Below are 21,429 nucleotides of genomic sequence, written 5' to 3'. Positions count from 1 at the left end.
CTGTCAACACACTTCATCAAGCAATTGCTCCCTGTCCAGAATCTCCGTGACATGGACCACTGCGGCCTCCTCCATCGCTGCCAAGCACTTGTGAATTCCAAGGCGCCAGCGCCCACGGGTCGAGTCTGGCCGGGCTTCCGTGTCCCAAGTATTGATGTCGTAAAATTCGTCAGGCAGCACAGCAACGTCGGTGGATCGCTTGCCCTGCCTGCCCTTCATCTTCGGGATGAACCACACCGTCGTCGCCTTGTAGACGAACAGAGCAGGCGCCGGAGAACTGATGCGCGGGATGGTCCGCGAGATCGCCCCGACCCGGTTACCTTTGGCGGTTGAGTACTTGCCCACCAGAATGTCCCAATGCGCCGCGCTCAGCTCGCGGTGCAGGAGCGCGTGCAGGCAGCAGTCGTAATCGAACTGATCCCGGGCAGACAGGAGCGCCCTGAAGCCCCCCGTACTCGCGCCGGAATCGATCAGCTTTTGCCAGCTCTGCTTGGTCGAGTTGTCGATGCTGTCAGCCGCCAGCACCCGGACGATTGCCGACATGACGCCCCGGTAGATGCCCGGGCTGTAGATTTCCATGGTTTTGCCAGCTTCGGCGCTTGCTTGGTTACCCATTGTTTTTTCTCCCCCTGGCGCGATCAGCGAAGGATCGGCCTTGCTCGACCTCCTCCCAACTGGGCTCGCGGCCTGCAAAATTGACGAATCGGGCGTACTGGCCCTGGCGCTGGACAAGGCACGACCCAGGCGGCGCCTGGCGGCCCTTGTCGAGGATCAGCTCAGTTACCCCCTGCTGCCCGGCCTCCGACTCTGGATCGTGGTGCACAAGGATCACCGCGTCGGCGTCCTGCTCGATCTGCCCAGAGTCCCGCAGGTCGCTGGACTTGGGTTTCTTGTCCGGCCGGGCTGCCGGGTTCCGGTTGAGCTGCGCCAGAACCAGCAGCGGCACGTCCAGTTCCTTAGCGAGGTTCTTCATGGCGATCGACACCTTGGCCACCGCATCGGCGCGGTTCTGCGCCTTCGCGTCGGTGCCCACCAGGCCCAGGTAGTCGACCATCAGGATATCGAGCCCCTTTTCCCGCTTGAGGCGGCGCGCCTCCATGCGGATGGCGCCCATGGTCAGGCCCGGGGTGTCGTTCAGGTAGAGCTCTGCACCTTTGATCTGGCTGGCTGCCACACCAATACGATTCCATTCGTCCTGCTCCAGGCACTTCACCTGCTCCATGCGACGAAGGTCGATTCCGCCCTGGGAGGCGATGGTGCGGACCGTCAGCTCCTCCTCGCCCATCTCCAGGGAGATGACCAGGCCAACCCCACGCCCACGGATGGCCACATGGTTGACGATCTGCAGACCGAGCATCGTCTTGCCGCTGGCAGGCCGGCCGGCGATCACGACCATGCTCTTGGGGCGCAGGAAGCCGATCAGCTTGTCCAGATCGACCAGGCCCGTGGATAGCTTCGGCGGGGCCTTGTCGTTCAGCACGTCATCCATCTTGTCGAGCACCATGGGGATCACATCGGCCATACGCTTGTACCCGGCCTTGCCGGCCGCCTGCAGATCGCGCAGGTCAGCCATGGCCTGCTGGGCCTCAATGATGATCTGCGGCGCCGGAGCGCCCTCCTGGACCTGGTGCGCGGCCAGCCTGCCGATATCGATAATCCGGCGCAGTACAGACCACTCCCTGACGTGCCGTGCATAGACCAAGGCGTTGGCTGTCGACGGCACGTTGTCGCTGATGATCGCCGCGTAGACCAGGGTAGGCTCGCCGCTGGGCAGCAGCCGCTGGACAGCCGACACGGTAACCGGGTCCACCGGCATGTCCTGCGACATGCAGTCGCTGATCGTGTCGAACAGCGCGGCGTTGTCCGGGTGGTAGAAGTCCGCCGAGGTCAGTTGGCCAACGATGTCGTCCATCAGCGCCCGATTGCCGTCCAGCGAGGCAATCATGATGGCCCCCAGCACGCCGTGCTCGGCCTCAGGCAGGTACAGCTCACGCTCTTGGCTCATACGCTCGCCCTCGCCGATGCCCAAGTGAACCCCACGGCCTTGCCGCCACCCTGGCGCAGCCGGTCAATGGCGCGCTCGCCGATGTAGGTCTTCAAGTCCTCCACCAGCAGGTTCGACACCACCACCGTGGGCAGGATCAGCTGATACCGGCGGTCGATCACCTCATGGACCAGGCCCAGCTCGTAGTCGCTGCCGCGCTGGGCGCCAACCTCATCGATGACCAGCAGATCGGCCTCGGCCAGTTCGTTGATCAAGTCGCGCTCGTTGTAGGTCGCGCCCTTGGCCATCGTGCCCTTCGCCACCCGGACGATCTCAGCGACGGGCACCACCAGGGCCTTGACGCCGTGCTGCCGGATCACAGCCTGGGCCATGCCGGATGCCAGGTGGGTCTTGCCGGTGCCCACACCGCCCGCCAGGATCAGTGAACGGCCGGCCAGGAAGTTCTCCTCGAAACGGTCGACATAGCCCCGGCAAGTCTCCAGCGCCTTCACCTTCTCCCGATCACCACCGGTCACGAACGTGTCCAGCGTGCAGCCACGGAAGCGCGGCGTGATACCGGAGGCCACCAGCAGGGTATTCAGGTGTTCGGCGCTCCTGCGCGATTTCTCGGCCTTGTGGGCCAGGCTGTCGGTAGGCGCAGTGTTCAGTGCGGCCCAGTTGCAGCTTGGGCAGCCAGTAGCCAGCCAGGTGCCGTCGAACTGCTCGACGTGCACGTTGATGAATGGCGCGTGCCCAGCATGGGGGCAGTTTTCCAGCAGGCTCTCACGGTCATCAATGCGAGGCGCCGGGCTGAAGTTAGAAGTTTGCTTGGCCATCTGGCGCCTCCTGGTACATATCGGGGGTGTGCTTGGACAAGCCGTGGTAAGCCGAGGGCTTTCCAGCCTTGGCGCCACTACCTGGCAACACCGATTCGGGATAGATATCGCTCCAGCTGTTGGTGGTGGATTTGTCGAGCACTGCATCAGGCTCGGCATGGTTGATCAGGCGCTTGGCTATGGATTCACAGGCGCGCTGTGTCAACGGTGCGCGCTTCGCCTTTCGCATCTCACAGAATCCAGTCCAGGCATCCATGGAAACGTTGCTTGGCTTTGCGGTCAGCGGATCAAACTTCCCGGCCTTGGATTTCCCCTTCACTGGGGCGTCCGCGCCTTCTTTTTGGTTATGGATGGTTAATGGGTGGTTAATGGATGGATTGGGTGCACGCTGTGCACCCCGTTCTGTCGTGGCGTGCACCCCGTTCTGTTCTGGCGTGCACCCCGTTGCGTCCTCGTGTGCACCCCGTTCAGTACGGGGTGCATCCTGTGCACCCCGTGAAAGGTCCAGGTCGTAGCACACTGGGATGCGGTCCCGCTGCGTGATGTAAGCCGCGGCGATCGCCTGATTTCCACGCTTGATCAGCCCAATGGATTCGAGCTCGCGCAGGCGATATTGAACCGTGCGAGGCGCCAGGCCAGTGTCCAATGCAAGGCTCGATACAGCGGGAAACGCTGCCCTGCCCGACTGATCCGCGTAGTTGGCCAAGCACAGCAGCACATGACGAGCGTGGGACTCGGTGACGACCTGCTGAGATAGCGCCCAGGACATTGCTTGTACGCTCATTCGTGAGCCCTCCGGAGGCGCTCTATGTAACCTGGCGGGTAGAGATTGACCTCAAACCAGAGGGGGGCACGACGATTGATGCAGCCAGGCTGGCGAGCCTCTTTCGCCTCGTCCGAATCCCAATCACTGTGCGTCTCGCCATCACCCTCAACGGCGCGAATGATGTCAATTAGGGGGCCTTTGAAGAACTCGCGATGCTCAGAGACGCGGCGATCTACTAGCTGGCGATGAACCGATTTTTCCCAAGCAGAGGCATGTTCAAATTCGGCGTAATAAAACACCTCGTATTCTTGAGGTACGCCAGTTCCACGCGAGAGCTCCTGAGCACGCCGGTGAGGCGAGAACTTAGTCGTTCCCACCTTGTAAATGCCTGGCATCGACTGGTTACCCATGATGTAAACGAATCCCCAGCCGCTCATTGCAAGGTCTCCGGGCCCGGGGCATTGGCAATGGGGGTCTCGCCGGCGGGAGCCGAAACCACCCCGCCAGACAGCCTTTCGATCAGAACGGTGAGGGAGCCCATGGCATCAAGCGAGTGCGCACGGGCGAGATCCAACTCGATCAGCTGCGGGCAATTCCCTTTGATATGCTCGTGCACGCGACTGACGTAGTTGAATCCGACTTGGGCCAGGTCAGCGGTTGCAACCCCCCGGAAGGCCTCAACTGGGAGAGGTCGTATCGCAGGAGGCCTTATCGGAATAGGCAGGGACGTGAGTTCAACCCCATCCATAAGGCACTGCCGCTGATGCGCAAGGTGATCGGCGGAAACTGTCTGCACGTCGTGCCCCGTCCTGCGCCTGAACATCACCGCCAAAGCCATGCACGCTTCCACCAGGCCAACGTGGTTTTCGTCGCGCAGATGGATCTCGCTGCCCTCTTCGAGCACCTCCACCGCATTTGCCAAGCTCTCGAATGCCGTCAGCATGAGCGCGGCGTCATCGAACCGCTCGAAGAAATCCTCGTTGATAACTTCAACGGCAGGCGTCCTTGGAAAATCGATCACCTTGCTCATTGCGCACGCTCCAGGCGCTCAACAAGCGTGCGCAGTTTGCGTTTGAGTTTGGTGGTGAGGGCACGCTGATCAAACCAACGGCTATAGGCCGCTTGGGTGAACTCCACCACTCCGCGATACGCCGGGTCTTCGAAGTCGAAACGCGTGCGCTCGCCGTTCCCTGGGCGGCCGTGCGCCCGAAAATAGGTGGCGTACATCGCACTCAGCTCGCGCTTCAGGGAGTTGCGCAAGATCTCGGCGTGCTGGAAGGCAACGGCTGCCTCGGCGATTTGCCCCATGAGTTGCTCGTAGGTGATTTTCTTGCTCACAGGGACTTCTCCGGGTTGAATTTTTCGTAAAAGAACTGGCCGTCCCACGTTTTCTTCATGGGCAGACGACCAGCCATGTAGAGATCGTGCAGACGTTGGGCGCCTTTCTCGAGCATCACAGGGGCATAGCGGATGAAGCCTGGGATACCCTCCGCGCTCACCTTGTAGGGCTTTTCGGTGAGTAGGTGCTTATCGCGGGCCATGGCGTACACTCGGTACTTTGGCGAGTGCTCAGGATCTGCTTCGGTGTTGTAGATCCACTTGAGCTCAGCTAGAAATCCCAAGACGAGCTGCGAGTTCACGCCGTTCAGCCGCTTGGCGAATTGCGGAACTGTTTCGCCAGGCATGAACAGGTTTTCCAAGGCCTCGATCTTCTTGGCCTGCTGCTTGTTTTCCAGCGCCAGCACGGCCTTCTCTTCTGCAAGGTCAGCGGCGAGGCGGAGAGCGGCGGGCAGATCTTGTGGGAGTGATGGAGGTTGAGTCGGGCGGAAGTAACTGCTCACGAGCTGTCGCTGAACAGACCATGCGAGGTCATCAGTAAGCGACTTCACGATCATCAAGTAGCCTTGCTCAGTCACTAATGTGCCTTTTGGAGTCCGAGCAGCGAAGACCCCGGCCAGGTCCGACTGCGTACGAATTTCTTCACCCAGGACCTGGAAGAAATCTTCACCCTCAATAAAGCGATCGCGGTTCTCGTTGAAGTTCCGGCGCGCAGTACCTTCAGGCCGTTCATGCACCTGATCGATCATTGCCAAAGTGACGACACGCTGGCCGCGGTACTCGACGATGGGCATGGTGGCGTTGTGGATAGTGATCTGGTTCATAGGGCTGCTCCTGCCATCGTCACGAGGCTGTTTGGGGTCTCGCCGGTCAGTTCGGCAAGACGGCGGAAAACGTCCTTGTGAAAAAAACCAGAGCCAGCGCCTGGCGCGGCCAAGGCAGTGAGAGCCATCAGCGCACCGACCGTACGCTGGGCCTGCATGGCTTTCTCGGATGGTTCTGTGGTGATCTCAACGCGGCGCAAGAACTCATCGACGACCTCCTCAGCCGATAGTTTCTTGGTGCCGTAATTGAACGAGCCGTGGAGCCTGGCGGGCGTGTCGGGGATAGGCTGCTTCATTGTGGAATCCCCAGCTCAGTAGCCAGTTGGCAGAAATCGCGGTGCGCCGCTGAAGCAAGCAAGTTAATGGCTTGCTGAATGCCCGACTCGCCACGGTCGTCGATCTGAGCAGGCGGATCGCAGTTTTCTGGATCGCCTTTGTACCCACCATTGTTCAGCAGTACTTCCGTCAACAAACGGATGGTGTCGAGCGTGTCTTCGACCCGCCTGGCGACCTCGGTGTATGCAGAGATTGGCTTTTTCATTGGTGAGCCTCCGCGACTTCCGCGTCATGCTCATAGCCCTGGTAGCGACCAGCCGCAGCGCCAATGGTCGCGATGAGCAGATCAGCAGGAACGCCGTTGAGTTGCGCTTCGACTGCCAGATGGAAGATCACCCCGCCGAGGACGGCGCCCAAGGGTGTGCCTGTGATGGTCGAGCGATCACAAGCGAGCTCATGCATCTGTTCGGCCAGGCATTCGAAGTCGTCGAAAGATGCGGAATGAGCACTCATTGCCCGCCCTCCACTTCCGCGCCACGAATTGGCAGGCTGGTGTTTTGTGGCGCGAAATCCTCCGGGACAATCTCGTTGCGCAGCCAAGTCCCCACGGTCTCATCCACCAGATTGTCTGGGTCGAAGCCATTCAAATGGTGGATGATCCCGAGGAGCTCCCGGTTTGTGGTCTGGCAGTCTTCGTTCCAGCGGTCGTAATCGGCGTGGCGGCCAACCTCCTGTCGGGCTACCCATTCAGGAAGATCCCCGCGCAGCCTCAGTTCGTTGCAAAACGTCCACCAACGGCTGGCGTGGGCGCGTTCAGCCTTGAGCAGGCCCACGATGAATGACTTCTGCTCGCGCGAGAATGCTGGAACCTTCGGCGATGTTTCCGCCTCGAGATGCCCGGGCTCTTGCAACAGGGTGCGTGCAGTGCTATTTTCTGGGTGCGACATAGTTTCGTCTCCTACAGACGATGCAGTACGAACCACTCCCGGCAAGGAGTGGGGTTAAGAAACCCGCCGGCAAGCGGGTTTTTTTGTGTCCGGAATTTGTGCTCTCCAAACTGCCGCCCACAAAAAATCAGATGTAGCCCCCTGCTGGGGTGGTGCTCCTAGCCCAAAGGGGGAGAGAGCGAAGCGATGCGTTCGATCACAAATTTCATCCTCAAGATAAGATGCGCAGCGGGTAGTGCTTGTGGTTTGGTGTCACCGTGGATTACTGGATGAAAAACCAGCAGGATCCGGGGACTTCGAAGCGTGGCGGCCGACTGGTATCGTTTGATCCATGGCGTGAAAGCTTTCTGGATAAAGGTCGGGGCGAAGCAAATGGCGAGAGACGCCGGTGGCAAGCTCAATCTTCAAGACCCGGCTGGCAGGAACATGACCGGTGGCGCACATTTTTTGCACGTGCTGCGGGGTGCAGGCCAAGATCCTGGCCAAGGCGGACTGCCCGCCTGCCACCGAAACAGCCACCTGAATCGCAGTTTGTTCGCTCATCTTCAGCGCCTACAAGTTTAAATTACAGGTCAGGTTACTCACTGAAATTGAGAATTGCAATGCTAACTACAATCCAAAGTTGTATTTTTGCATCATGAAAAATCGAACGACTGGCCAACTCATCGCGCTTGCCCGCGAACAACTGGGCATCAATCAATCCGAGCTCGCAAGGCGGGTCGGAGTGACGCCTCAATCCGTCCAAGCTTGGGAGGCAGACAAGAACCTGCCCCGGCACAAAAAGCTCAAGGAGATCGGCGACGCACTTGGTGTGTCTGCTGCTTACCTGATGGGCGAGCAAGGCCGCACCCCCGCAATGGAGGCAATTGACTCAAATGTCCAGGCAGCCTTGGCGCCGACTCGATATTTCCAGTATCCAGAAATCAGTTGGGTCCAAGCAGGAGCTGCTTCAGAGGCAATGGAGATCACAAACATCGCATCCTGCCCTCGACACACTTCAGACGTTTGGGCTGGGGAGGATGGTTTTTGGCTGCGCGTTGTTGGATCGTCGATGACTAGTCCCGTAGGTACTTCTTTTCCTGAAGGTTTTTTGATTTTGGTGGCGCCAGAAGCCGAGCCTCGCTCAGGCCAGTTCGTTGTCGCCAGGATGGTTGACTCCAATGAGGCAACCTTCAAGCAATTCATACGTGACACTGGCCGCTTCTACCTCAAGCCATTAAACCCCTCCTACCCGACGACACCTATGGACGACGAGTGGGAAATCGTCGGTACCGTGGTGGATGGCAAAATGCCGAAGTCGGCTTTCTTTTGAGTCTTCACTGACCCTCGCCCTCGCCAGCTTCACTTCAAAATTTCAAGATCGGCCGGCCTGAGCAACTCAGGACCGGCTTGCCGTGAATCTTTTTACAATTTTATATTGTAGATATCTGGTTTTGGTTGTAGATTTCAATCATCCAAACCAGCACGGAGCACCGAATCATGAACGTTACCGCCCACGGCATCACCGGCATCCTCGACAAAGGCTTGGCGCCTCGCGAGCTCCAGTGCCTGATCGCAGTGGCGGCAGGCATGACCAGCAAGGAAGCAGCGAAGGAATTGGGCGTTGCTCCAGATACGGTCGACAAGCGCCTGCTTTCCGCAACCACAAAACTCGGGGTTACGCGCCGGGCGGCGCTGGTAGCTGAGGCATTTCGGCTGGGCCTGATCGCCTTCACCGGCAGCATGATGCCCTCCCCGCAGCGCCACCAAGATGAAGACCAGAACCAGCATCAGGGCGTGCTCGTGGCGTAAGTACCGGCGTGCGCCGGTGCGCGGGCGCAGTCCGGTGATGTAACCACCACCCCTTCAAATTTTTGCGAAAGCCAACAACGCGGCCGGGCGCCGGCTTGCCTGAAGAAAACCACAAGGAGTTCACCCATGCTCTGTCTCACCCGCCGCTTTGGCGAATCGATTGTCATCGGCGACGGCATCACCGTCACCGTTATCAGCACCCGCGATGGCCAGGTGCGCCTGGGCATTGATGCCCCTGCGGATGTTGCCGTTGACCGCGCCGAAGTGCGCACCGCCAAGCTGACCAATCCCCGCCAGGAGGGCCGCCGCCATGCTGACGCCTGAACTGTCACGCATCACCGTCACGCTGCGGGCTCGCGAAGGCGAGTCACTGGCGCAGCACGTCGCCCCTTTCATCAGCCTGGGCGCGACCGTGCTGGTAGGCCGCCATGGCGCTGTTGTCACAGCCGCCAGCGAGGGCGACCAGATCGAACAGGCACACCAGCTCGAGCAGCAGTTGGTGCTGGCCGAACACACCATCAAGCGCGGCGTGCGCCCGGGCTGCGGGCTGCGCATCGACGACTGGATCGCTACGGTGGCCAACTCGCGCCGCTACGAGTTCCTGCGCGACCACACCTTACAAACGGGCAACGCCAATGTGCCGATGGTGCGCAGTGGCATCGGCGACCCGTTCCGGGGCGATGCGCTGGATAGGCTCATGGATCACACCATGAACAAGTACCCCGTGGCCGAAGAGTCGCCTGGCGCCAATCACCAACCTGGGCTCCTGAAAATCGAGGAGTCCGCCATGGACCCGCGCGACCTGTTCGTCGCTGCGAACCCGATCGGCGCTTCCAGCGATGAACTGGAGAAGGGTCGCAATGGCTTCGTGGATGAGCGCACTCACGCCGATTACCTGATTTTCTTGGCCGGCTTCCGGGCCGCGCAGGGGGTGGAATCGTGAAGCGCGCCCAACTGCTGCTGGTCCTACTGCTGGTCGCCACCGGTGCCAGCGCCAGCCAGGACCTGAACGTCATCAGCGTTCAGCACGACACCTACCGCGGCGTTACCTGCTGGGTGCTGAACGATACTGCGCTGAGCTGCCTGCCCGACAGCCAGTTGCAGCACCTGCAGCACCTGCAGCACCTGCAGCACCTGCACGGCGACAATAGCCCGGTCGCCCTGCCGCTCCAGAACCGCGCTGCCCCGGCCGCCGGCCAGCCCCAGGACGGGGTGAACCCAGCGAGCACCCCCACCCCGCGCAGGCATCGGGAGGTATTTCAGCTATGACACGCCACATCAACGGCCCGCTCGGCCTGCTGCTGGTCGAGCTCTACCAGGCCTTGCAGCGCCGTGACACGACGTTCGGGCAGATCCTAAGCCTTTCCACCGCCTGCGGCATTGACGGTCGCCAGGTGCTGGCCAACCACTTTGCAGCGCCGGCGGTGAAAGTCGGCAGCCTGGAGGCATAACCGTGAAGCTCATTGCCACCCGCACCAACGTCACCACCTACTCCGCCACGGTTCCGGAGCGCGAGATCACCGAGGCCCTGTGCAAGATCCTGGCAGAACAGCAGGGGATCACTCTGGATAGCGCCAGCGTGCGCTGTCGGGGCTACCACAAGTCGGAGGACTCCTCGACCGGCTGCAGGCACAGCTGGCAGATCGAGGTGACCGTTGATCACTCGCTTGAGGCCGGCCACCACCAGGGTGAAGTAACGCCTGAAACCCACGTAGTTCAAGGCTCGGAGGGCAGCCATGGGCAATCTCGCTAACCAGGCCCTGGCCAAGGCGCGCGCCAGCCTCACGCCAAAGAAATCACTGCGTAGGCTTGCATCACGGGTCGAGAAGGTCATCGCGCCGCCTGCGCGTGCCGCCGGCGCTCGACATGAGATCACCGGGCCCATCAACAAGGTGATGTTCCGCGAGGGACGCGCCTGGGCGCTTGACCTGGTGAAATCACTGCGAGCCAGCCCGGTGGACACCGTAATCGAGCGCCTGGAAGGGGCAGCAGCAGGCCGCCCAGGCAGCTATGCCAGCGGTATCGATTCGGTCGTCCGTGCGTTGAAGGAGGCCAGCGCGCTAGTTGGTGCAACCGTAGTAAAACTGACGAGTCAGGGGGAATAGCCGTGGCAGCAGCACAGAAGATTTCGACATTTACACACCCGGGCGCCTGGTTCCGCCCTGAACTCATGCCACACATCTTCGGCATCACGCCGGAGGCCGCCCGCAAATACCGTGAGCGCGGCGTCTGGCTGGAGGGGAAGCATTGGCGCAAGGACCCTGCCGGGCGCATCGTCTACAACCGCACCGCCATTGAAGCCTGGATGGCCGGCCATGACTGACAAGCTGCCCACCGGGGTCGAGATCAACGGCAAGCAACTGCGCATCGTGTTCATGCTCAATGGGCAGCGCTGCCGCGAGCCATTGGCCGGGGTCGTCAAGATCAACAAGGCCTCCCTCGCCTACGCCGACAACAAGCGCCGCACGATCCTGGCTGAAATCAAGGAGGGGCGCTTCGACTACCTGGCCCACTTCCCTGACTCGCGCCGAGGCGCGGAGCTCGCCGGCCGCCCCGGCCTGAACAGCAAAATGACCGTGAAGGATGGCGTGATGCGCTGGATGGAGGTGCAGAACGTCAAGAAGGCGAGCAGCACCAGCCGCAACTACCAGTACAAGGCCAACCGGGTGGTGGAAAAGCTCGGCAGCCGGCGCCTGGCCGAGGTGACCAAGAGCGACCTGGAGTTGTTCCAGGCGCATCTGCTGAAAGAGGGCCTGGCCCCCAAGACAGTGAATGACATCTTCACGATCGTGCGCGGGGTATGGGCGGACGCCTTCGACGACGGGGTGATCCGGGCGAACCCACTTGACCGCATTCGAAATATCGAGCGGGACAACGACGAGGACAGTGCAGATCCGTTTACCAGGGAGGAGATTGAGAAGCTCGGCAAGATCAAAGCATCACGCGCCCAAGACGCGAACATGATCCTGTTCGATTGCTGGGCCGGACTTTCAGTATCCGAACTGATTGCGCTTAGTTGGGATGATGTGGATCTGGAGGGAGGCACGGTGCATGTCCGCCGAGCCAAGGTGAACACGGAATTCAAGATTCCAAAAGAGAAGAGTCGCGCAAGGACGCTGGAACTTATCGACCCGGCAATTGAGTACCTGCGCAAGCAGTGGCAATACACCGGCCACTTGCCGCCAATTTCGGTCAATGTAACTCAGCGGGACAACATCACGATAAAGCGCGAGAACGTGAAGTTCGTATTCCGAAATGGCGTGAGCGGTGAACCATGGTACGGCTCAAGTCTGGGCCGCTGGTTCACCAGCCACTTGAAGAAAGTTGGAGTTCGCCATCGCGGGCCCAACCAATGCCGGCACACATTTGCCAGCCAGGCTCTGTCGAGTTACGTGCCAGTTGAATGGGTATCGCGCCAGCTTGGGCACACCGATACAACCATGGTGAAGAAGCATTACGGCCGGTGGATCCCCAGCGACACCAAAAGCCTGGCAGGCCTGGTCTCTCAGATGATGGGCTTCAGGGCTGCCGAAGCAGGGACTGGGGCGGACTGGAAAACCCCAATTTTGCCCTAAATTTGCCCTAAACCACCGAGGCCAGAAACCAAAAACCCCCGGAAGCCTAGGCTTTCCGGGGGTCTCTGACGTATCGAATATGGCGGTGAAGAAGGGATTCGAACCCTTGATACAGTTTCCTGTATACACACTTTCCAGGCGTGCTCCTTCAGCCACTCGGACACTTCACCGTTTTCTCTTCAAACATGTTCTGTCTGTCGAGGCGCGCTAATGTAGTCGAAAGCTTTTCTGATGGCAAACATTTTTTTCAATTTTTTCATGCAGTTATGCCGATCCGGGGAAAATGGCCTGTGTTCGGGGCAAACCGGCCATGGCGAGCGGGGGTTGCCCGGCCGGTGCGGGTAGCGGCGGCAAGCGTGACTGGTGGGTCAGTCACGGCGCTTTACCTGGCCCTGCGGGCTGGGTAACGTCAGCGGCAAAACCCTAACAAGGAACACCGTCATGAGCGAGTTGATCGATTACCACCTGGAAGATGGCATTGCCACGCTGACGCTGAGCAACGGCAAGGTCAACGCGATTTCCCCGGAGGTCATCGCCGCCTTCAATGCAGCGCTGGACCGTGCCGAGCAGGATCGCGCCGTGGTCATCATCACCGGCCAGCCTGGCATCCTGAGCGGCGGCTATGACCTCAAGGTCATGACCGCTGGCCCGCAGCAGGCCATCGGCCTGGTCACGTCGGGCTCGACCCTGGCGCGCCGGTTGCTGTCGCACCCCTTCCCCGTCGTCGTCGCCTGCCCGGGCCATGCCGTGGCCAAGGGTGCGTTCCTGCTGTTGTCGGTGGATTACCGCATCGGCGTCGAGGGGCCGTTCAGCATTGGCTTGAACGAGGTGCAGATCGGCATGACCATGCACCACGCCGGCATCGAGCTGGCCCGTGACCGCCTGGGCAAGGCGGCTTTCCACCGCTCGGTGATCAATGGCGAGATGTTCACGCCCAAGACGGCCGTGGACGCAGGCTTCCTCGACGTGGTGGTGCCGGCCGAGCAATTGCGCGAGCAGGCGCTGGCGGCGGCGCAGCAGTTGAAGAAGATCAACATGAGCGCCCATCGCAAGACCAAGCTCAAGGTACGCAAGGCGCTGCTGGAGTTGCTGGACGACGCGATCATCCGCGACCAGGAGCATTCGGTTACGGCGTGAGGTTGAGGTGTGGCCGGACGCGGCCTGGCGGCCGCTGCTACGGGACTGGGGTGTAGCAGCGGCCCGTGGGCCGCGTCAGGGCTATCCATATAGTTAATTGATCCAATCGCCACCCCGCCCTTAAACTCCAGCGCTCTGCCAAAGGTGAGTCGCTGGATGCTTTTTATCGTTCGCATGTTTCTGATGGGGCTGCATTTTCTTGCAGTGGGTGGCGTGGGCCTGGTGATAGGGCTGTGCCGCCCCTTTCATCCCGACAACAGCCGGGTGTTCGCCCGCCTGTATTCGCGACCGGCCCTCAAGATCCTTGGGGTCGACCTGGACGCCCAGGTGGGCCCGCTGTTCGACCAGCCGCCCGGCTGCGTGATCATCGCCAACCACCAGTCCAACTACGACCTGTTCATGCTCGGCAAGGTGGTGCCACGCCGCACGGTGTGCATCGGCAAGAAGAGCCTGAAGTGGGTGCCGTTCTTCGGCCAGCTGTTCTGGTTGGGCGGCAACGTGCTGATCAACCGCGGCAACGCCTACCAGGCGCGCCGCGCGCTGCAGACCACCACCCGCACCCTGCAGCGCGATACCTCGATCTGGGTGTTCCCCGAAGGCACGCGCAACGCCAGCAACGACCTGCTGCCCTTCAAGAAAGGCGCGTTCCAGATGGCCATCGACGCCGGCGTGCCCATCGTGCCGCTGTGCGTGAGCCGCTACACCCGCAGTGTGCGTCTGAACCGCTGGCGCGCCGGGCGCATTGCCGTGCGCTCGCTGCCGGCCATTTCCACCCAGGGGCTGACCAGCAAGGACATCCCGGAACTGATGCGCCAGTGCCGCGAGCAGATGCAGCAGTGCATCGACGGCCTCGACCAGGACGTGCGAAGCGCTTGAACCCCGCGCCGCTTGCCGACTCTCAACACTGAGGCCAAGCTGCATTCACTGCCACCAGAACAAGAGCCAAGCCATGGGTCGAGTCGTTGCCGCGGCGGTCTACAGCGCCGGGAAGAAAGTCGTTGATATCAGCCTTGATCAAGGCGCTGCCTGGGCCAAGAAGCCCGGGCACTTCGTGTGGATCGGGCTGGAACAGCCCAATGCCGCGGAACTGGCCAACCTGCAGCGCCAGTTCGGCCTGCACGAACTGGCCATAGAGGACGCGCTGGAAAAACACAGCCGGCCGAAGCTGGAAACCTTCGGCGACGCGCTGTTCATCGTCACCTATTCGCCGGTGCGCCAGGACGGCAAGCTGGAGTTCATCGAAACCCACATTTTTGCCGGCAAGGGCTACATCATCACCGCCCGCAACGGCCACTCGGCCTCGTACTCGCTGGTGCGCCAGCGCTGCGAGGCGCGGCCGTTGCTGCTGGAGCACGGCGAGGACTTCGTGCTGTACGCGCTGCTGGACTTCGTCACCGAGAACTACCAGCCGGTGAGCGAGGCCATCCACGCCGAGATCGAGCAGATCGAGGCCGCGGTGCTCGCCGACTGCCTGCGCGAGGCCGACGTGCAGCGCCTGCACAGCCTGCGCCGCGAGCTGCTGCGCCTGCGCCGCTACGTCGCGCCCATGGTGGAGATCAGCGAGGAACTGCAGCGCCTGGACTTCCCGTTCATCGACCGGAACATGCGCCCTTATTTCCGCGACGTGGAGATCCACGTGACGCGGCAGATGGAAGACCTGGGCACCATGCGCGACATCGCCAGCCAGACCATCGAGGTGGGCATGCTGCTGGAGTCGTCGCGGCAAAGCATCGTGCAGCGCAAGTTCGCCGCCTGGGCGGCCATCCTGGCGTTTCCCACGGCGGTGGCGGGCATCTACGGAATGAACTTCCAGAACATGCCGGAGCTGCACTGGCAGTACGGCTACTTCGTGGTGCTGGGGGCGATTGCGGTGGGGTGTGGGGCGTTGTACGCCAGCTTCAAGCGCTCCGGCTGGTTGTAACAAAACACTCGATCATGTGGGAGCTGGCTTGCCAGCGAGCTGTTGAGGCCCTAAAAGCTCGCTGGCAAGCCAGCTCCCACACACAGCGTCACAGCGACGTTAGCGGCCCTGCGCGACGAAGCGCATCATCCATTCGCCTACCAGGGTGCCCTGGTGTTCGCGCGCCAGGCTGGCCACGGCCTTGCCGTGCACTGCTTCACCCAGGCTCTGCACGCGCAGGTCCAGCAGCGCGCGGGAATAGTCATGCATGAACTCCGGGTGGCCCTGGAAGCACAGCACCTGATCACCGATGTGGTAAGCGGCGTTCGGGCAGAACGCGCTGGACGCCACCACGGTGGCGCCTTCGGGCAGCGCGGTGACCTGGTCCTGGTGGCTGATCAGCAGCGCCAGTTCGCTGGCGGGTGGGCTCATCCACTCGGCAGTGGTGTCCACCTGGTAGTCATGCACGCCCACGCCCCAGCCCTGGTTGGCCCGCTCGGCACGGCCGCCCAGCAGCAGCGCCAGCAGTTGGTGGCCGAAGCACACGCCCAGCAGCTTGTCACCGCGCTTGTAGCGCTCCAGCAGGAAGGTCTTGAGGGTCTGGATCCAGGGGTCGGTGCCGAAGGAGTCGGCCTTGCTGCCGGTGACCAGGTAGGCGTCGAACACCTCGCCCTCGGGCGGGTACTCGCCGTTCAGCACGTTATAGATGGAAAACTGCGCGGCAACGGGCTGGCGCGCGAACAGCTGTTCGAACATCCGGCCGTAGCCCTGGTATTGCTCGACCAGCTCAGGCCGCAGGACATCGGTTTCCAGGATGCAGATGCGTAACGACATAGAAAGAATACCCGACACGATTAGAGGCAACAGTGCACGGCGCTGAGACTGCGCGAATCGACGCGGCCTTGCAAGACCATGAAGGCTGATCACCGCGCTTTTTGTACCGTTGGGCGGCGCCTGACGAACGGTGCAAGGCCGACAAAGCTGACTTCAGAGGCAGGCAGCCTCTCTAGCATGGGTATCAAGCAGATGTTCAGACCACTGCTAGACAAATTGGCGATTATTTATCGAATAAGCCAGACCAAAGCGTTCTAAGCCACAGGCTTCCCGGGCCCTACTGTTAGAAATATCGCTTCAGCTGCCCGAGACCTTTTTCGAGCACGCCAGGCGATCGCGGTAAAGGTGCACGTCTTCGCCCGGCCCAAAGGCCCGCAGTCGGCGCAAAGGAAGAATAACAAGAAGGCAGCCAACCATGTTCAAACACGACAAAGTACGCCAGGCGGGCATTATCGTCGCCATCACCACCCTGCTACTCATCCTCCCCAACCTCACCCGGTTGTTCGGCTGAACACAACCGACCGGTTGCCGAATAAAATTTGCCACCCGTTGCTACCGGGCGCTGCGCATCTGTGCCAATCTTCAGGTTGAATTCCTGGAGATTGGCCCATGCGCAGATGGATTGCCCCCTTTTCCCTTTCACTGCTGATCAGCACCCAGGCCCACGCCTACGTCGACATTGACGAGGCGGTGGACCAGATCGGAAACGGCGTGATGATTCTCGATGTGCGCACCGATGACCAGTACTCTGCTGGCCACATCAACAACGCGCTGCAAGTCGACATGTCGCTGCGCCCGCTCTCCTCCAGCGACACCGACGCGCGCGGCCTGGCCTACCAGTTGGGCAAGGCGATCCAGAACAAGGCCCAGGTCGTGGTGCTGTACAGCGACACCGACGCGAACGCCAACAAGGCGGAAGCGGCGCTGAAGAAAGCCGGGTTCCTGGCCATCGTCAACGGCGGCAATTACATGGACTTGAACTCGGCGCTGTTCCGGCTGTGCCAGAAGGACAGTTTCTACTGCTGACCTGCGAGGGGCCTCCAGGGCCCGCGCAGCCTACGGCAGCGGCTACAGGGCGTAGCGGCTGCCGATGGCCTGGGGGTTACTGCACCTGCACTTGCACCATCGGCGTCGGGGTCACGTGCACCTTGGCGTGCATCTGCTCGAAACCACCACCACGGCGCATGCCGCGCACCGGGCAGGCGTCCAGGTAGTCCAGGCCCACGGCCAGCTTCAGGTGGCGCTCGGGGCGCGCCAGCTGGTTGGTCACGTCGAAACTGTACCAGGCGTCGTCCAGCCAGGCCTCGGCCCAGGCGTGGCTGGCCAGGTGCTCGCTGTCCCCACTGAACAGGTACCCCGACACATAACGCGCCGGCACGCCCAGGCTGCGGGCGCAGGCCAGGAACGCGTGGGTGTGGTCCTGGCACACGCCGGCACGGGCGGCGAAGGCCTGGGCGGCGCTGGTGTCCACCTCGGTGGCGCCGGGGCTGTAGGTGATGTGCTGGTTCAGCGCCTGCATCAGGTCGATCAGCGCCGTACGGTCAGTACGCTGCCCGCATTCTTTCGCGGCGAACGTACGTAGCGCCTCGTCGGCCTCGGTCAGGCGGGTAAAGCGGCGGAACGGCAATGGCGACTGCGATTCGTGCTCGGCCTCGCGGGTCTCGTCGATGTCGACCTGGCCGCGGGCGCCGATGATGATGTCGTGGTGCGGCTCGTCCAGGGTCAGTACGTGGAGGATGTTGCCGAACGGGTCGATCTGCGCGCGCACATGGCGTGGCAGGTCCAACTGCCAGCTGAGCACGTGCTGGCGCTCGCTGTCGTGGGGCGTCAGGCGCAGGTACTGGATGCTGGCGCGCACTTCGTCATCGTAGTGGTAGGCGGTCTCGTGGCTGATGGAGAGTCTCATACTGCCTCCAGGTAGGAACTGTGAATGGCGTTGCCCAACTGTGCCACCAGCGGGATGAATTCGGTGAGCCAGGCGTGCAGCCCTTCGTCGAGGATCTCGCCGATGCCGGTGTAGCGCAGGCGCGCGTCCAGCTCGGCGGCCAGGCGCTGGGCCGGGCGGCCGTTGAGGCCGGGCAGCGAGGCCAGGATCTGGTCGATTTCCTCGGTGCAGGCGCGCAGCGAGCGCGGCACGTCGGCGCGCAGCAGCAACATCTCCGCCACGTTGTTGGCCGAGGGCGCGTCGCGGTAGATCTCGGTGTAGGCCTCGAACGACGACAACGCCCGCAGCAGCGCGCTCCACTGGTAGTAACTGCGCGCCGAGCTTTCGTCCACCAGTTCGGCCTCGTCGCCCAGCATCTCGTAGCGCGCGTCCACCAGGCGCAGGGTGTTGTCGGCGCGCTCGATGAAGGTGCCCAGGCGAATGAAGCGGAACGCGTCATTGCGCATGATGGTGCCGTAGGTGGCGCCACGGAACAGGTGCGAACGCTCCTTGATCCACTCGCAGAAGCGGCTCAGGCCGTAGCGCCCCAGGCCCTGCTCGGCGATGCCGCGAATCTCCAGCCAGGTGGCGTTGATGTTTTCCCACATGTCGGCGGTGATGCGCCCACGCACCGCGTGGGCACTGGCGCGGGCGGCGCCCAGGCAGCTGTAGAGGCTGGCCGGGTTGCTGGCGTCCAGGGCGAAGAAGTGCAGCAGGCGCTCGGCGTGCAGCTTGCCGTGGCGCTCCAGGTAGTCGTCGAGGGTGCCGGTGATCAACAGCGGCATCGCCATTTCTTCAAGACCGTCGCCACGGCCATCCTGGGGCATCAGCGACAGCGAATAGCTAACTTCGAGCATGCGCGCCAGGTTCTCCGCGCGCTCCAGGTAACGTGACATCCAATACAGATCAGAGGCAGTTCTACTCAGCATTTGGCAGGCATCCTTAATCCTCGACCACCCAGGTGTCCTTGGTTCCGCCACCCTGTGACGAGTTGACCACCAGCGAGCCCTCGCGCAGCGCCACGCGGGTCAGCCCGCCGGGTACCACACGGGTTTCGCGGCCGGCCAGGACGAACGGGCGCAGGTCGATATGGCGCGGGGCAATGCCGTTCTCGACGAAGGTCGGGCAGGTCGACAACGACAGCGTCGGCTGCGCGATGTAGGCATGGGGCCGCGCCTTGAGGCGGGCACGGAAGTTCTCGATCTCGGCCGCGCTGGCGGCAGGGCCCACCAGCATGCCGTAGCCGCCCGACCCCTGGGTCTCCTTGACCACCAGGTCGGGCAGGTTGGCCAGCACGTGGGACAGTTCCTTGGGGTTGCGGCACTGCCAGGTCGGCACGTTCTTGAGGATCGGCTCCTCGTCCAGGTAGAAACGGATCATGTCGGTGACGTAGGGGTACACCGACTTGTCGTCCGCCACGCCGGTGCCGATGGCGTTGGCCAGCACCACGTTGCCCGAGCGGTATGCCGCCAGCAGGCCGGGCACGCCCAGCATCGATTCGGGGTTGAACGCCAGCGGGTCGAGGAAGGCATCGTCGAGGCGGCGGTAGATCACGTCCACGGCCTTGGGGCCGTCGGTGGTGCGCATGAACACGCGGTCGTCGCGCACGAACAGGTCGGCGCCCTCCACCAGTTCCACGCCCATCTCGCGGGCCAGGAACGCATGCTCGAAGAACGCACTGTTGAAGCGCCCGGGGGTCAGCACCACCACGCTGGGGTTGTCCAGGTGGCTGGAGCTTTTCAGGGTGTCCAGCAGCATGCTCGGGTAATGGTCGATGGGGGCGATGCGCTGGGCCGCGAACAGCTCGGGGAACAGGCGCATCATCATCTTGCGGTCTTCGAGCATGTAGCTCACGCCGCTGGGCGTGCGCAGGTTGTCTTCCAGCACGTAGTAGCTGCCATCGCCGTCGCGCACCAGGTCGACGCCGGAAATGTGCGAGTAGATGTCACGGTGCAGGTTCAGGCCCTGCATCGCCAGCTGATATTGCTCGTTGGCCAGCACCTGTTCGGCGGGGATGATGCCGGCCTTGATGATGCGCTGGTCGTGGTACAGGTCGGCCAGGAACATGTTCAGTGCCTTGACCCGCTGGATACAGCCGCGCTCCACCACCCGCCACTCGCTGGCCGGGATACTGCGCGGAATGGTATCGAACGGAATCAGCCGCTCGGTGCCCTGCTCGTCGCCATAGAGCGTGAAAGTGATGCCAGCCCGGTGGAACAGCAGATCGGCTTCCCGGCGCCGTTGGGCCAGGAGCTCTTCGGGGGTGTCGGCCAGCCAGCGCGCGAACTCCCGGTAATGCGGGCGGACCACGCCGCCGGCATCGTACATCTCATCATAAAAGGTGCGGATCATGCCGTACTCCTTGTCACCCGGACACCAAGCCCATCGCAAGGCTCGTGCCAGCGGCAGAAACGCTTAAATAACAACAGGTTGGATAACGCCCGATTCGCGCTCGCACCATTCCTGTGCGTCATTGACCCCAACCCGTCCCCGGACGCTTCATTGCGAAGCGGTAGTTCAAGGCTAATTGCTATGACCAGCATAGACAGAGATGATTTCGGCAACGCTGCGCCAGACAGTTTTTTTAATGAATATTCAATCCCCGCAAATCGTTTTTGATCTTGAAGCTCTTGATCTTGAAGCTCTTGATCTTGATTTGGCTCTTGATCTTGATCTGGCTTTTGATCTGGCGTTTGATTTTGATCTTGGCCCCGTTAAGCGCCCGGGCCGACTGGAGGCGTTGATCAAGCGGGCCGAGGCGTAGCCGAGGGAGACGGAACCGGAGGCGCTTCTATTCCGGGCCGTCGTCCGCTTGAGCGACGCCGGAGGGAGGGGACCCGTAGCGCAGCGGAGGGCCCAAGCAGGGGCAAGCCCTTTTTGCTTACTTTTTGGGGCGACTGCCAAAAAGTGAGTCGGCGTAAGGCCGAAACGGTCGGTGGTATCCCCGCGAAAATGGATATGTTCGAAATCGCCGAAGCGCGATGCCGAATCCGTGACTTTATCCATTACCAAGGGTGATGCAAAATCACCTTTCCGCCCTTACGGCGGGTCACTTTTTTTCAAACGCCAAAAAAAGTAACCAAAAAACGCTTGCCCCTGCTTGGGCCCTCCGCTGCGCTACGGGTCCCCTCCTTCCGGCGCCGCTCAACGGGCAGACGGCACCCGCTATAGAAGCCTGCGGGTTACCGTCTCTTCGGCCTGCGGCCTCGGCCCTTCGGGCAGCCCGTTGATCGACGCCTCCAGTGGGCCCGGGCGCTTTACGGGGCATACAATCAAGATCAAAAGCCAGATCAAAAG

General features: G+C 61.8%; 32 protein-coding genes and 1 tRNA gene. 15 read left to right on the top strand and 18 right to left on the bottom strand.

Going from position 1 to position 21,429, the window contains the following annotated elements; genetic code table 11:
* Window positions 1-3: 3 nt before the first annotated feature.
* From AC0J42_RS08170 to AC0J42_RS08110, 13 genes are all read right to left on the bottom strand, one after another.
* Window positions 4-615, bottom strand: a complete 612-nt coding sequence (locus AC0J42_RS08170; protein ID WP_473005771.1) for a hypothetical protein — start codon at window positions 613-615, stop codon at window positions 4-6.
* Window positions 608-2,005: a replicative DNA helicase gene (locus tag AC0J42_RS08165; RefSeq protein WP_473005770.1), complete on the bottom strand. Its 1,398-nt coding sequence runs from the start codon at window positions 2,003-2,005 to the stop codon at window positions 608-610. Before AC0J42_RS08165 ends, AC0J42_RS08170 begins: the two co-directional genes overlap by 8 nt.
* A complete protein-coding gene (locus AC0J42_RS08160) occupies window positions 2,002-2,820 on the bottom strand; it encodes an ATP-binding protein (protein WP_473005769.1) in 819 nt (272 codons plus the stop codon). The genes AC0J42_RS08165 and AC0J42_RS08160 overlap by 4 nt, the downstream gene beginning before the upstream one ends.
* Complete coding sequence (locus tag AC0J42_RS08155; protein ID WP_473005768.1) at window positions 2,801-3,604, bottom strand: helix-turn-helix domain-containing protein; 804 nt, start codon at window positions 3,602-3,604, stop codon at window positions 2,801-2,803. Before AC0J42_RS08155 ends, AC0J42_RS08160 begins: the two co-directional genes overlap by 20 nt.
* On the bottom strand, window positions 3,601-4,023 hold the full coding sequence (locus tag AC0J42_RS08150; RefSeq protein ID WP_473005767.1) for a GIY-YIG nuclease family protein: 423 nt from the start codon (window positions 4,021-4,023) through the stop codon (window positions 3,601-3,603). The genes AC0J42_RS08155 and AC0J42_RS08150 overlap by 4 nt, the downstream gene beginning before the upstream one ends.
* Window positions 4,020-4,616 carry a hypothetical protein gene (locus AC0J42_RS08145; RefSeq protein WP_473005766.1) on the bottom strand — a complete coding sequence of 199 codons (597 nt, stop codon included), beginning with the start codon at window positions 4,614-4,616 and terminating at the stop codon, window positions 4,020-4,022. The genes AC0J42_RS08150 and AC0J42_RS08145 overlap by 4 nt, the downstream gene beginning before the upstream one ends.
* A complete protein-coding gene (locus tag AC0J42_RS08140; RefSeq protein ID WP_473005765.1) occupies window positions 4,613-4,924 on the bottom strand; it encodes a hypothetical protein in 312 nt (103 codons plus the stop codon). Before AC0J42_RS08140 ends, AC0J42_RS08145 begins: the two co-directional genes overlap by 4 nt.
* Window positions 4,921-5,748, bottom strand: a complete 828-nt coding sequence (locus tag AC0J42_RS08135) for an ORF6N domain-containing protein (protein WP_473005764.1) — start codon at window positions 5,746-5,748, stop codon at window positions 4,921-4,923. The genes AC0J42_RS08140 and AC0J42_RS08135 overlap by 4 nt, the downstream gene beginning before the upstream one ends.
* Window positions 5,745-6,044 (bottom strand): hypothetical protein, encoded by a 300-nt coding sequence (locus AC0J42_RS08130; protein WP_473005763.1) that lies wholly within the window; start codon window positions 6,042-6,044, stop codon window positions 5,745-5,747. The genes AC0J42_RS08135 and AC0J42_RS08130 overlap by 4 nt, the downstream gene beginning before the upstream one ends.
* The gene (locus AC0J42_RS08125) at window positions 6,041-6,289 is read right to left on the bottom strand and encodes a hypothetical protein (RefSeq protein ID WP_473005762.1); all 249 of its coding nucleotides are present in this window, start codon (window positions 6,287-6,289) and stop codon (window positions 6,041-6,043) included. Before AC0J42_RS08125 ends, AC0J42_RS08130 begins: the two co-directional genes overlap by 4 nt.
* Window positions 6,286-6,537 (bottom strand): hypothetical protein, encoded by a 252-nt coding sequence (locus AC0J42_RS08120; RefSeq protein WP_473005761.1) that lies wholly within the window; start codon window positions 6,535-6,537, stop codon window positions 6,286-6,288. Before AC0J42_RS08120 ends, AC0J42_RS08125 begins: the two co-directional genes overlap by 4 nt.
* Complete coding sequence (locus AC0J42_RS08115) at window positions 6,534-6,971, bottom strand: hypothetical protein (protein WP_473005760.1); 438 nt, start codon at window positions 6,969-6,971, stop codon at window positions 6,534-6,536. Before AC0J42_RS08115 ends, AC0J42_RS08120 begins: the two co-directional genes overlap by 4 nt.
* A gap of 252 nt (window positions 6,972-7,223) precedes the next feature.
* Window positions 7,224-7,514 carry a YdaS family helix-turn-helix protein gene (locus AC0J42_RS08110; protein WP_473005759.1) on the bottom strand — a complete coding sequence of 97 codons (291 nt, stop codon included), beginning with the start codon at window positions 7,512-7,514 and terminating at the stop codon, window positions 7,224-7,226.
* Between the two features lie 94 nt (window positions 7,515-7,608).
* On the opposite strand from AC0J42_RS08110, the gene AC0J42_RS08105 reads away from it, so the two are divergent.
* The 10 genes from AC0J42_RS08105 (at window position 7,609) to AC0J42_RS08060 (ending at window position 12,337) form a co-directional block, all read left to right on the top strand.
* A complete protein-coding gene (locus AC0J42_RS08105; RefSeq protein ID WP_473005757.1) occupies window positions 7,609-8,283 on the top strand; it encodes a LexA family protein in 675 nt (224 codons plus the stop codon).
* Between the two features lie 167 nt (window positions 8,284-8,450).
* Window positions 8,451-8,762, top strand: coding sequence for a LuxR C-terminal-related transcriptional regulator (locus tag AC0J42_RS08100; RefSeq protein ID WP_473005756.1), 312 nt, complete (start codon window positions 8,451-8,453; stop codon window positions 8,760-8,762).
* A gap of 126 nt (window positions 8,763-8,888) precedes the next feature.
* Complete coding sequence (locus tag AC0J42_RS08095) at window positions 8,889-9,086, top strand: carbon storage regulator (RefSeq protein ID WP_473005755.1); 198 nt, start codon at window positions 8,889-8,891, stop codon at window positions 9,084-9,086.
* A complete protein-coding gene (locus AC0J42_RS08090) occupies window positions 9,073-9,705 on the top strand; it encodes a hypothetical protein (protein WP_473005754.1) in 633 nt (210 codons plus the stop codon). Before AC0J42_RS08095 ends, AC0J42_RS08090 begins: the two co-directional genes overlap by 14 nt.
* Window positions 9,702-10,031: a hypothetical protein gene (locus tag AC0J42_RS08085; RefSeq protein ID WP_473005752.1), complete on the top strand. Its 330-nt coding sequence runs from the start codon at window positions 9,702-9,704 to the stop codon at window positions 10,029-10,031. Before AC0J42_RS08090 ends, AC0J42_RS08085 begins: the two co-directional genes overlap by 4 nt.
* On the top strand, window positions 10,028-10,213 hold the full coding sequence (locus AC0J42_RS08080) for a hypothetical protein (protein ID WP_473005751.1): 186 nt from the start codon (window positions 10,028-10,030) through the stop codon (window positions 10,211-10,213). Before AC0J42_RS08085 ends, AC0J42_RS08080 begins: the two co-directional genes overlap by 4 nt.
* 2 nt (window positions 10,214-10,215) lie before the next feature.
* Window positions 10,216-10,515, top strand: a complete 300-nt coding sequence (locus tag AC0J42_RS08075; RefSeq protein ID WP_473005750.1) for a hypothetical protein — start codon at window positions 10,216-10,218, stop codon at window positions 10,513-10,515.
* Window positions 10,499-10,867: a hypothetical protein gene (locus AC0J42_RS08070; RefSeq protein WP_473005748.1), complete on the top strand. Its 369-nt coding sequence runs from the start codon at window positions 10,499-10,501 to the stop codon at window positions 10,865-10,867. Before AC0J42_RS08075 ends, AC0J42_RS08070 begins: the two co-directional genes overlap by 17 nt.
* 2 nt (window positions 10,868-10,869) lie before the next feature.
* Window positions 10,870-11,085, top strand: coding sequence for a DNA-binding protein (locus AC0J42_RS08065; RefSeq protein WP_473005747.1), 216 nt, complete (start codon window positions 10,870-10,872; stop codon window positions 11,083-11,085).
* Window positions 11,078-12,337 (top strand): Arm DNA-binding domain-containing protein, encoded by a 1,260-nt coding sequence (locus AC0J42_RS08060; protein WP_473005746.1) that lies wholly within the window; start codon window positions 11,078-11,080, stop codon window positions 12,335-12,337. The genes AC0J42_RS08065 and AC0J42_RS08060 overlap by 8 nt, the downstream gene beginning before the upstream one ends.
* Before the next feature lie 80 nt (window positions 12,338-12,417).
* Here AC0J42_RS08060 and AC0J42_RS08055 read toward each other — a convergent pair.
* Window positions 12,418-12,507 (bottom strand) — tRNA-Ser (locus tag AC0J42_RS08055).
* A gap of 271 nt (window positions 12,508-12,778) precedes the next feature.
* Between AC0J42_RS08055 and AC0J42_RS08050 the strand changes: the two genes are divergently transcribed.
* The 3 genes from AC0J42_RS08050 (at window position 12,779) to AC0J42_RS08040 (ending at window position 15,395) form a co-directional block, all read left to right on the top strand.
* On the top strand, window positions 12,779-13,474 hold the full coding sequence (locus tag AC0J42_RS08050; RefSeq protein WP_416423098.1) for a crotonase/enoyl-CoA hydratase family protein: 696 nt from the start codon (window positions 12,779-12,781) through the stop codon (window positions 13,472-13,474).
* A 156-nt stretch (window positions 13,475-13,630) separates the two neighbouring features.
* Window positions 13,631-14,350 (top strand): lysophospholipid acyltransferase family protein, encoded by a 720-nt coding sequence (locus AC0J42_RS08045; RefSeq protein WP_416423097.1) that lies wholly within the window; start codon window positions 13,631-13,633, stop codon window positions 14,348-14,350.
* Window positions 14,351-14,423: 73 nt separating this feature from the next.
* Complete coding sequence (locus AC0J42_RS08040; RefSeq protein WP_416423096.1) at window positions 14,424-15,395, top strand: magnesium and cobalt transport protein CorA; 972 nt, start codon at window positions 14,424-14,426, stop codon at window positions 15,393-15,395.
* 99 nt (window positions 15,396-15,494) lie between these two features.
* Here the strand turns inward: AC0J42_RS08040 and AC0J42_RS08035 are convergent, their stop codons facing one another.
* A complete protein-coding gene (locus AC0J42_RS08035) occupies window positions 15,495-16,208 on the bottom strand; it encodes an amidotransferase (protein WP_416423095.1) in 714 nt (237 codons plus the stop codon).
* A gap of 609 nt (window positions 16,209-16,817) precedes the next feature.
* Here AC0J42_RS08035 and AC0J42_RS08030 point away from each other — a divergent pair.
* Entirely contained in the window at window positions 16,818-17,234 is a 417-nt protein-coding gene (locus tag AC0J42_RS08030) for a rhodanese-like domain-containing protein (RefSeq protein ID WP_416423094.1), read from the top strand.
* 76 nt (window positions 17,235-17,310) lie between these two features.
* On the opposite strand, the gene AC0J42_RS08025 is transcribed toward AC0J42_RS08030, so the two are convergent.
* From AC0J42_RS08025 to AC0J42_RS08015, 3 genes are read right to left on the bottom strand one after another with little or no spacing between them, the layout of a single operon-like run.
* Window positions 17,311-18,114, bottom strand: coding sequence for a transglutaminase family protein (locus AC0J42_RS08025; protein ID WP_473005744.1), 804 nt, complete (start codon window positions 18,112-18,114; stop codon window positions 17,311-17,313).
* Window positions 18,111-19,061: an alpha-E domain-containing protein gene (locus tag AC0J42_RS08020; protein WP_416423092.1), complete on the bottom strand. Its 951-nt coding sequence runs from the start codon at window positions 19,059-19,061 to the stop codon at window positions 18,111-18,113. The genes AC0J42_RS08025 and AC0J42_RS08020 overlap by 4 nt, the downstream gene beginning before the upstream one ends.
* 13 nt (window positions 19,062-19,074) lie before the next feature.
* A complete protein-coding gene (locus AC0J42_RS08015) occupies window positions 19,075-20,484 on the bottom strand; it encodes a circularly permuted type 2 ATP-grasp protein (protein ID WP_416423091.1) in 1,410 nt (469 codons plus the stop codon).
* 199 nt (window positions 20,485-20,683) lie between these two features.
* Here AC0J42_RS08015 and AC0J42_RS08010 point away from each other — a divergent pair, with 199 nt between their 5' ends.
* Complete coding sequence (locus AC0J42_RS08010) at window positions 20,684-20,896, top strand: hypothetical protein (protein WP_473005743.1); 213 nt, start codon at window positions 20,684-20,686, stop codon at window positions 20,894-20,896.
* The last annotated feature ends 533 nt before the right edge of the window (window positions 20,897-21,429 follow it).

This window comes from Pseudomonas sp. Tav-5-1A (assembly GCF_055755055.1).
Note: the sequence above shows the minus strand (reverse complement) of the source record. Positions and strands in the feature narration are given on the sequence as shown.

Bases quoted from the DNA above. Each gene is read 5' to 3' on its own strand.
- AC0J42_RS08100 (WP_473005756.1), top strand. From the start codon at position 8,451: ATGAACGTTACCGCCCACGGCATCACCGGCATCCTCGACAAAGGCTTG.
- AC0J42_RS08030 (WP_416423094.1), top strand. From the start codon at position 16,818: ATGCGCAGATGGATTGCCCCCTTTTCCCTTTCACTGCTGATCAGCACC.
- AC0J42_RS08170 (WP_473005771.1), bottom strand. From the start codon at position 615: ATGGGTAACCAAGCAAGCGCCGAAGCTGGCAAAACCATGGAAATCTAC.
- AC0J42_RS08150 (WP_473005767.1), bottom strand. From the start codon at position 4,023: ATGAGCGGCTGGGGATTCGTTTACATCATGGGTAACCAGTCGATGCCA.
- AC0J42_RS08160 (WP_473005769.1), bottom strand. From the start codon at position 2,820: ATGGCCAAGCAAACTTCTAACTTCAGCCCGGCGCCTCGCATTGATGAC.
- AC0J42_RS08020 (WP_416423092.1), bottom strand. From the start codon at position 19,061: ATGCTGAGTAGAACTGCCTCTGATCTGTATTGGATGTCACGTTACCTG.
- AC0J42_RS08040 (WP_416423096.1), top strand. From the start codon at position 14,424: ATGGGTCGAGTCGTTGCCGCGGCGGTCTACAGCGCCGGGAAGAAAGTC.
- AC0J42_RS08070 (WP_473005748.1), top strand. From the start codon at position 10,499: ATGGGCAATCTCGCTAACCAGGCCCTGGCCAAGGCGCGCGCCAGCCTC.
- AC0J42_RS08155 (WP_473005768.1), bottom strand. From the start codon at position 3,604: ATGAGCGTACAAGCAATGTCCTGGGCGCTATCTCAGCAGGTCGTCACC.
- AC0J42_RS08090 (WP_473005754.1), top strand. From the start codon at position 9,073: ATGCTGACGCCTGAACTGTCACGCATCACCGTCACGCTGCGGGCTCGC.
- AC0J42_RS08145 (WP_473005766.1), bottom strand. From the start codon at position 4,616: ATGAGCAAGGTGATCGATTTTCCAAGGACGCCTGCCGTTGAAGTTATC.
- AC0J42_RS08165 (WP_473005770.1), bottom strand. From the start codon at position 2,005: ATGAGCCAAGAGCGTGAGCTGTACCTGCCTGAGGCCGAGCACGGCGTG.
- AC0J42_RS08025 (WP_473005744.1), bottom strand. From the start codon at position 18,114: ATGAGACTCTCCATCAGCCACGAGACCGCCTACCACTACGATGACGAA.
- AC0J42_RS08015 (WP_416423091.1), bottom strand. From the start codon at position 20,484: ATGATCCGCACCTTTTATGATGAGATGTACGATGCCGGCGGCGTGGTC.
- AC0J42_RS08060 (WP_473005746.1), top strand. From the start codon at position 11,078: ATGACTGACAAGCTGCCCACCGGGGTCGAGATCAACGGCAAGCAACTG.
- AC0J42_RS08050 (WP_416423098.1), top strand. From the start codon at position 12,779: ATGAGCGAGTTGATCGATTACCACCTGGAAGATGGCATTGCCACGCTG.
- AC0J42_RS08095 (WP_473005755.1), top strand. From the start codon at position 8,889: ATGCTCTGTCTCACCCGCCGCTTTGGCGAATCGATTGTCATCGGCGAC.
- AC0J42_RS08110 (WP_473005759.1), bottom strand. From the start codon at position 7,514: ATGAGCGAACAAACTGCGATTCAGGTGGCTGTTTCGGTGGCAGGCGGG.
- AC0J42_RS08045 (WP_416423097.1), top strand. From the start codon at position 13,631: ATGCTTTTTATCGTTCGCATGTTTCTGATGGGGCTGCATTTTCTTGCA.
- AC0J42_RS08120 (WP_473005761.1), bottom strand. From the start codon at position 6,537: ATGAGTGCTCATTCCGCATCTTTCGACGACTTCGAATGCCTGGCCGAA.
- AC0J42_RS08130 (WP_473005763.1), bottom strand. From the start codon at position 6,044: ATGAAGCAGCCTATCCCCGACACGCCCGCCAGGCTCCACGGCTCGTTC.
- AC0J42_RS08010 (WP_473005743.1), top strand. From the start codon at position 20,684: ATGATTTCGGCAACGCTGCGCCAGACAGTTTTTTTAATGAATATTCAA.
- AC0J42_RS08035 (WP_416423095.1), bottom strand. From the start codon at position 16,208: ATGTCGTTACGCATCTGCATCCTGGAAACCGATGTCCTGCGGCCTGAG.
- AC0J42_RS08115 (WP_473005760.1), bottom strand. From the start codon at position 6,971: ATGTCGCACCCAGAAAATAGCACTGCACGCACCCTGTTGCAAGAGCCC.
- AC0J42_RS08125 (WP_473005762.1), bottom strand. From the start codon at position 6,289: ATGAAAAAGCCAATCTCTGCATACACCGAGGTCGCCAGGCGGGTCGAA.
- AC0J42_RS08135 (WP_473005764.1), bottom strand. From the start codon at position 5,748: ATGAACCAGATCACTATCCACAACGCCACCATGCCCATCGTCGAGTAC.
- AC0J42_RS08105 (WP_473005757.1), top strand. From the start codon at position 7,609: ATGAAAAATCGAACGACTGGCCAACTCATCGCGCTTGCCCGCGAACAA.
- AC0J42_RS08080 (WP_473005751.1), top strand. From the start codon at position 10,028: ATGACACGCCACATCAACGGCCCGCTCGGCCTGCTGCTGGTCGAGCTC.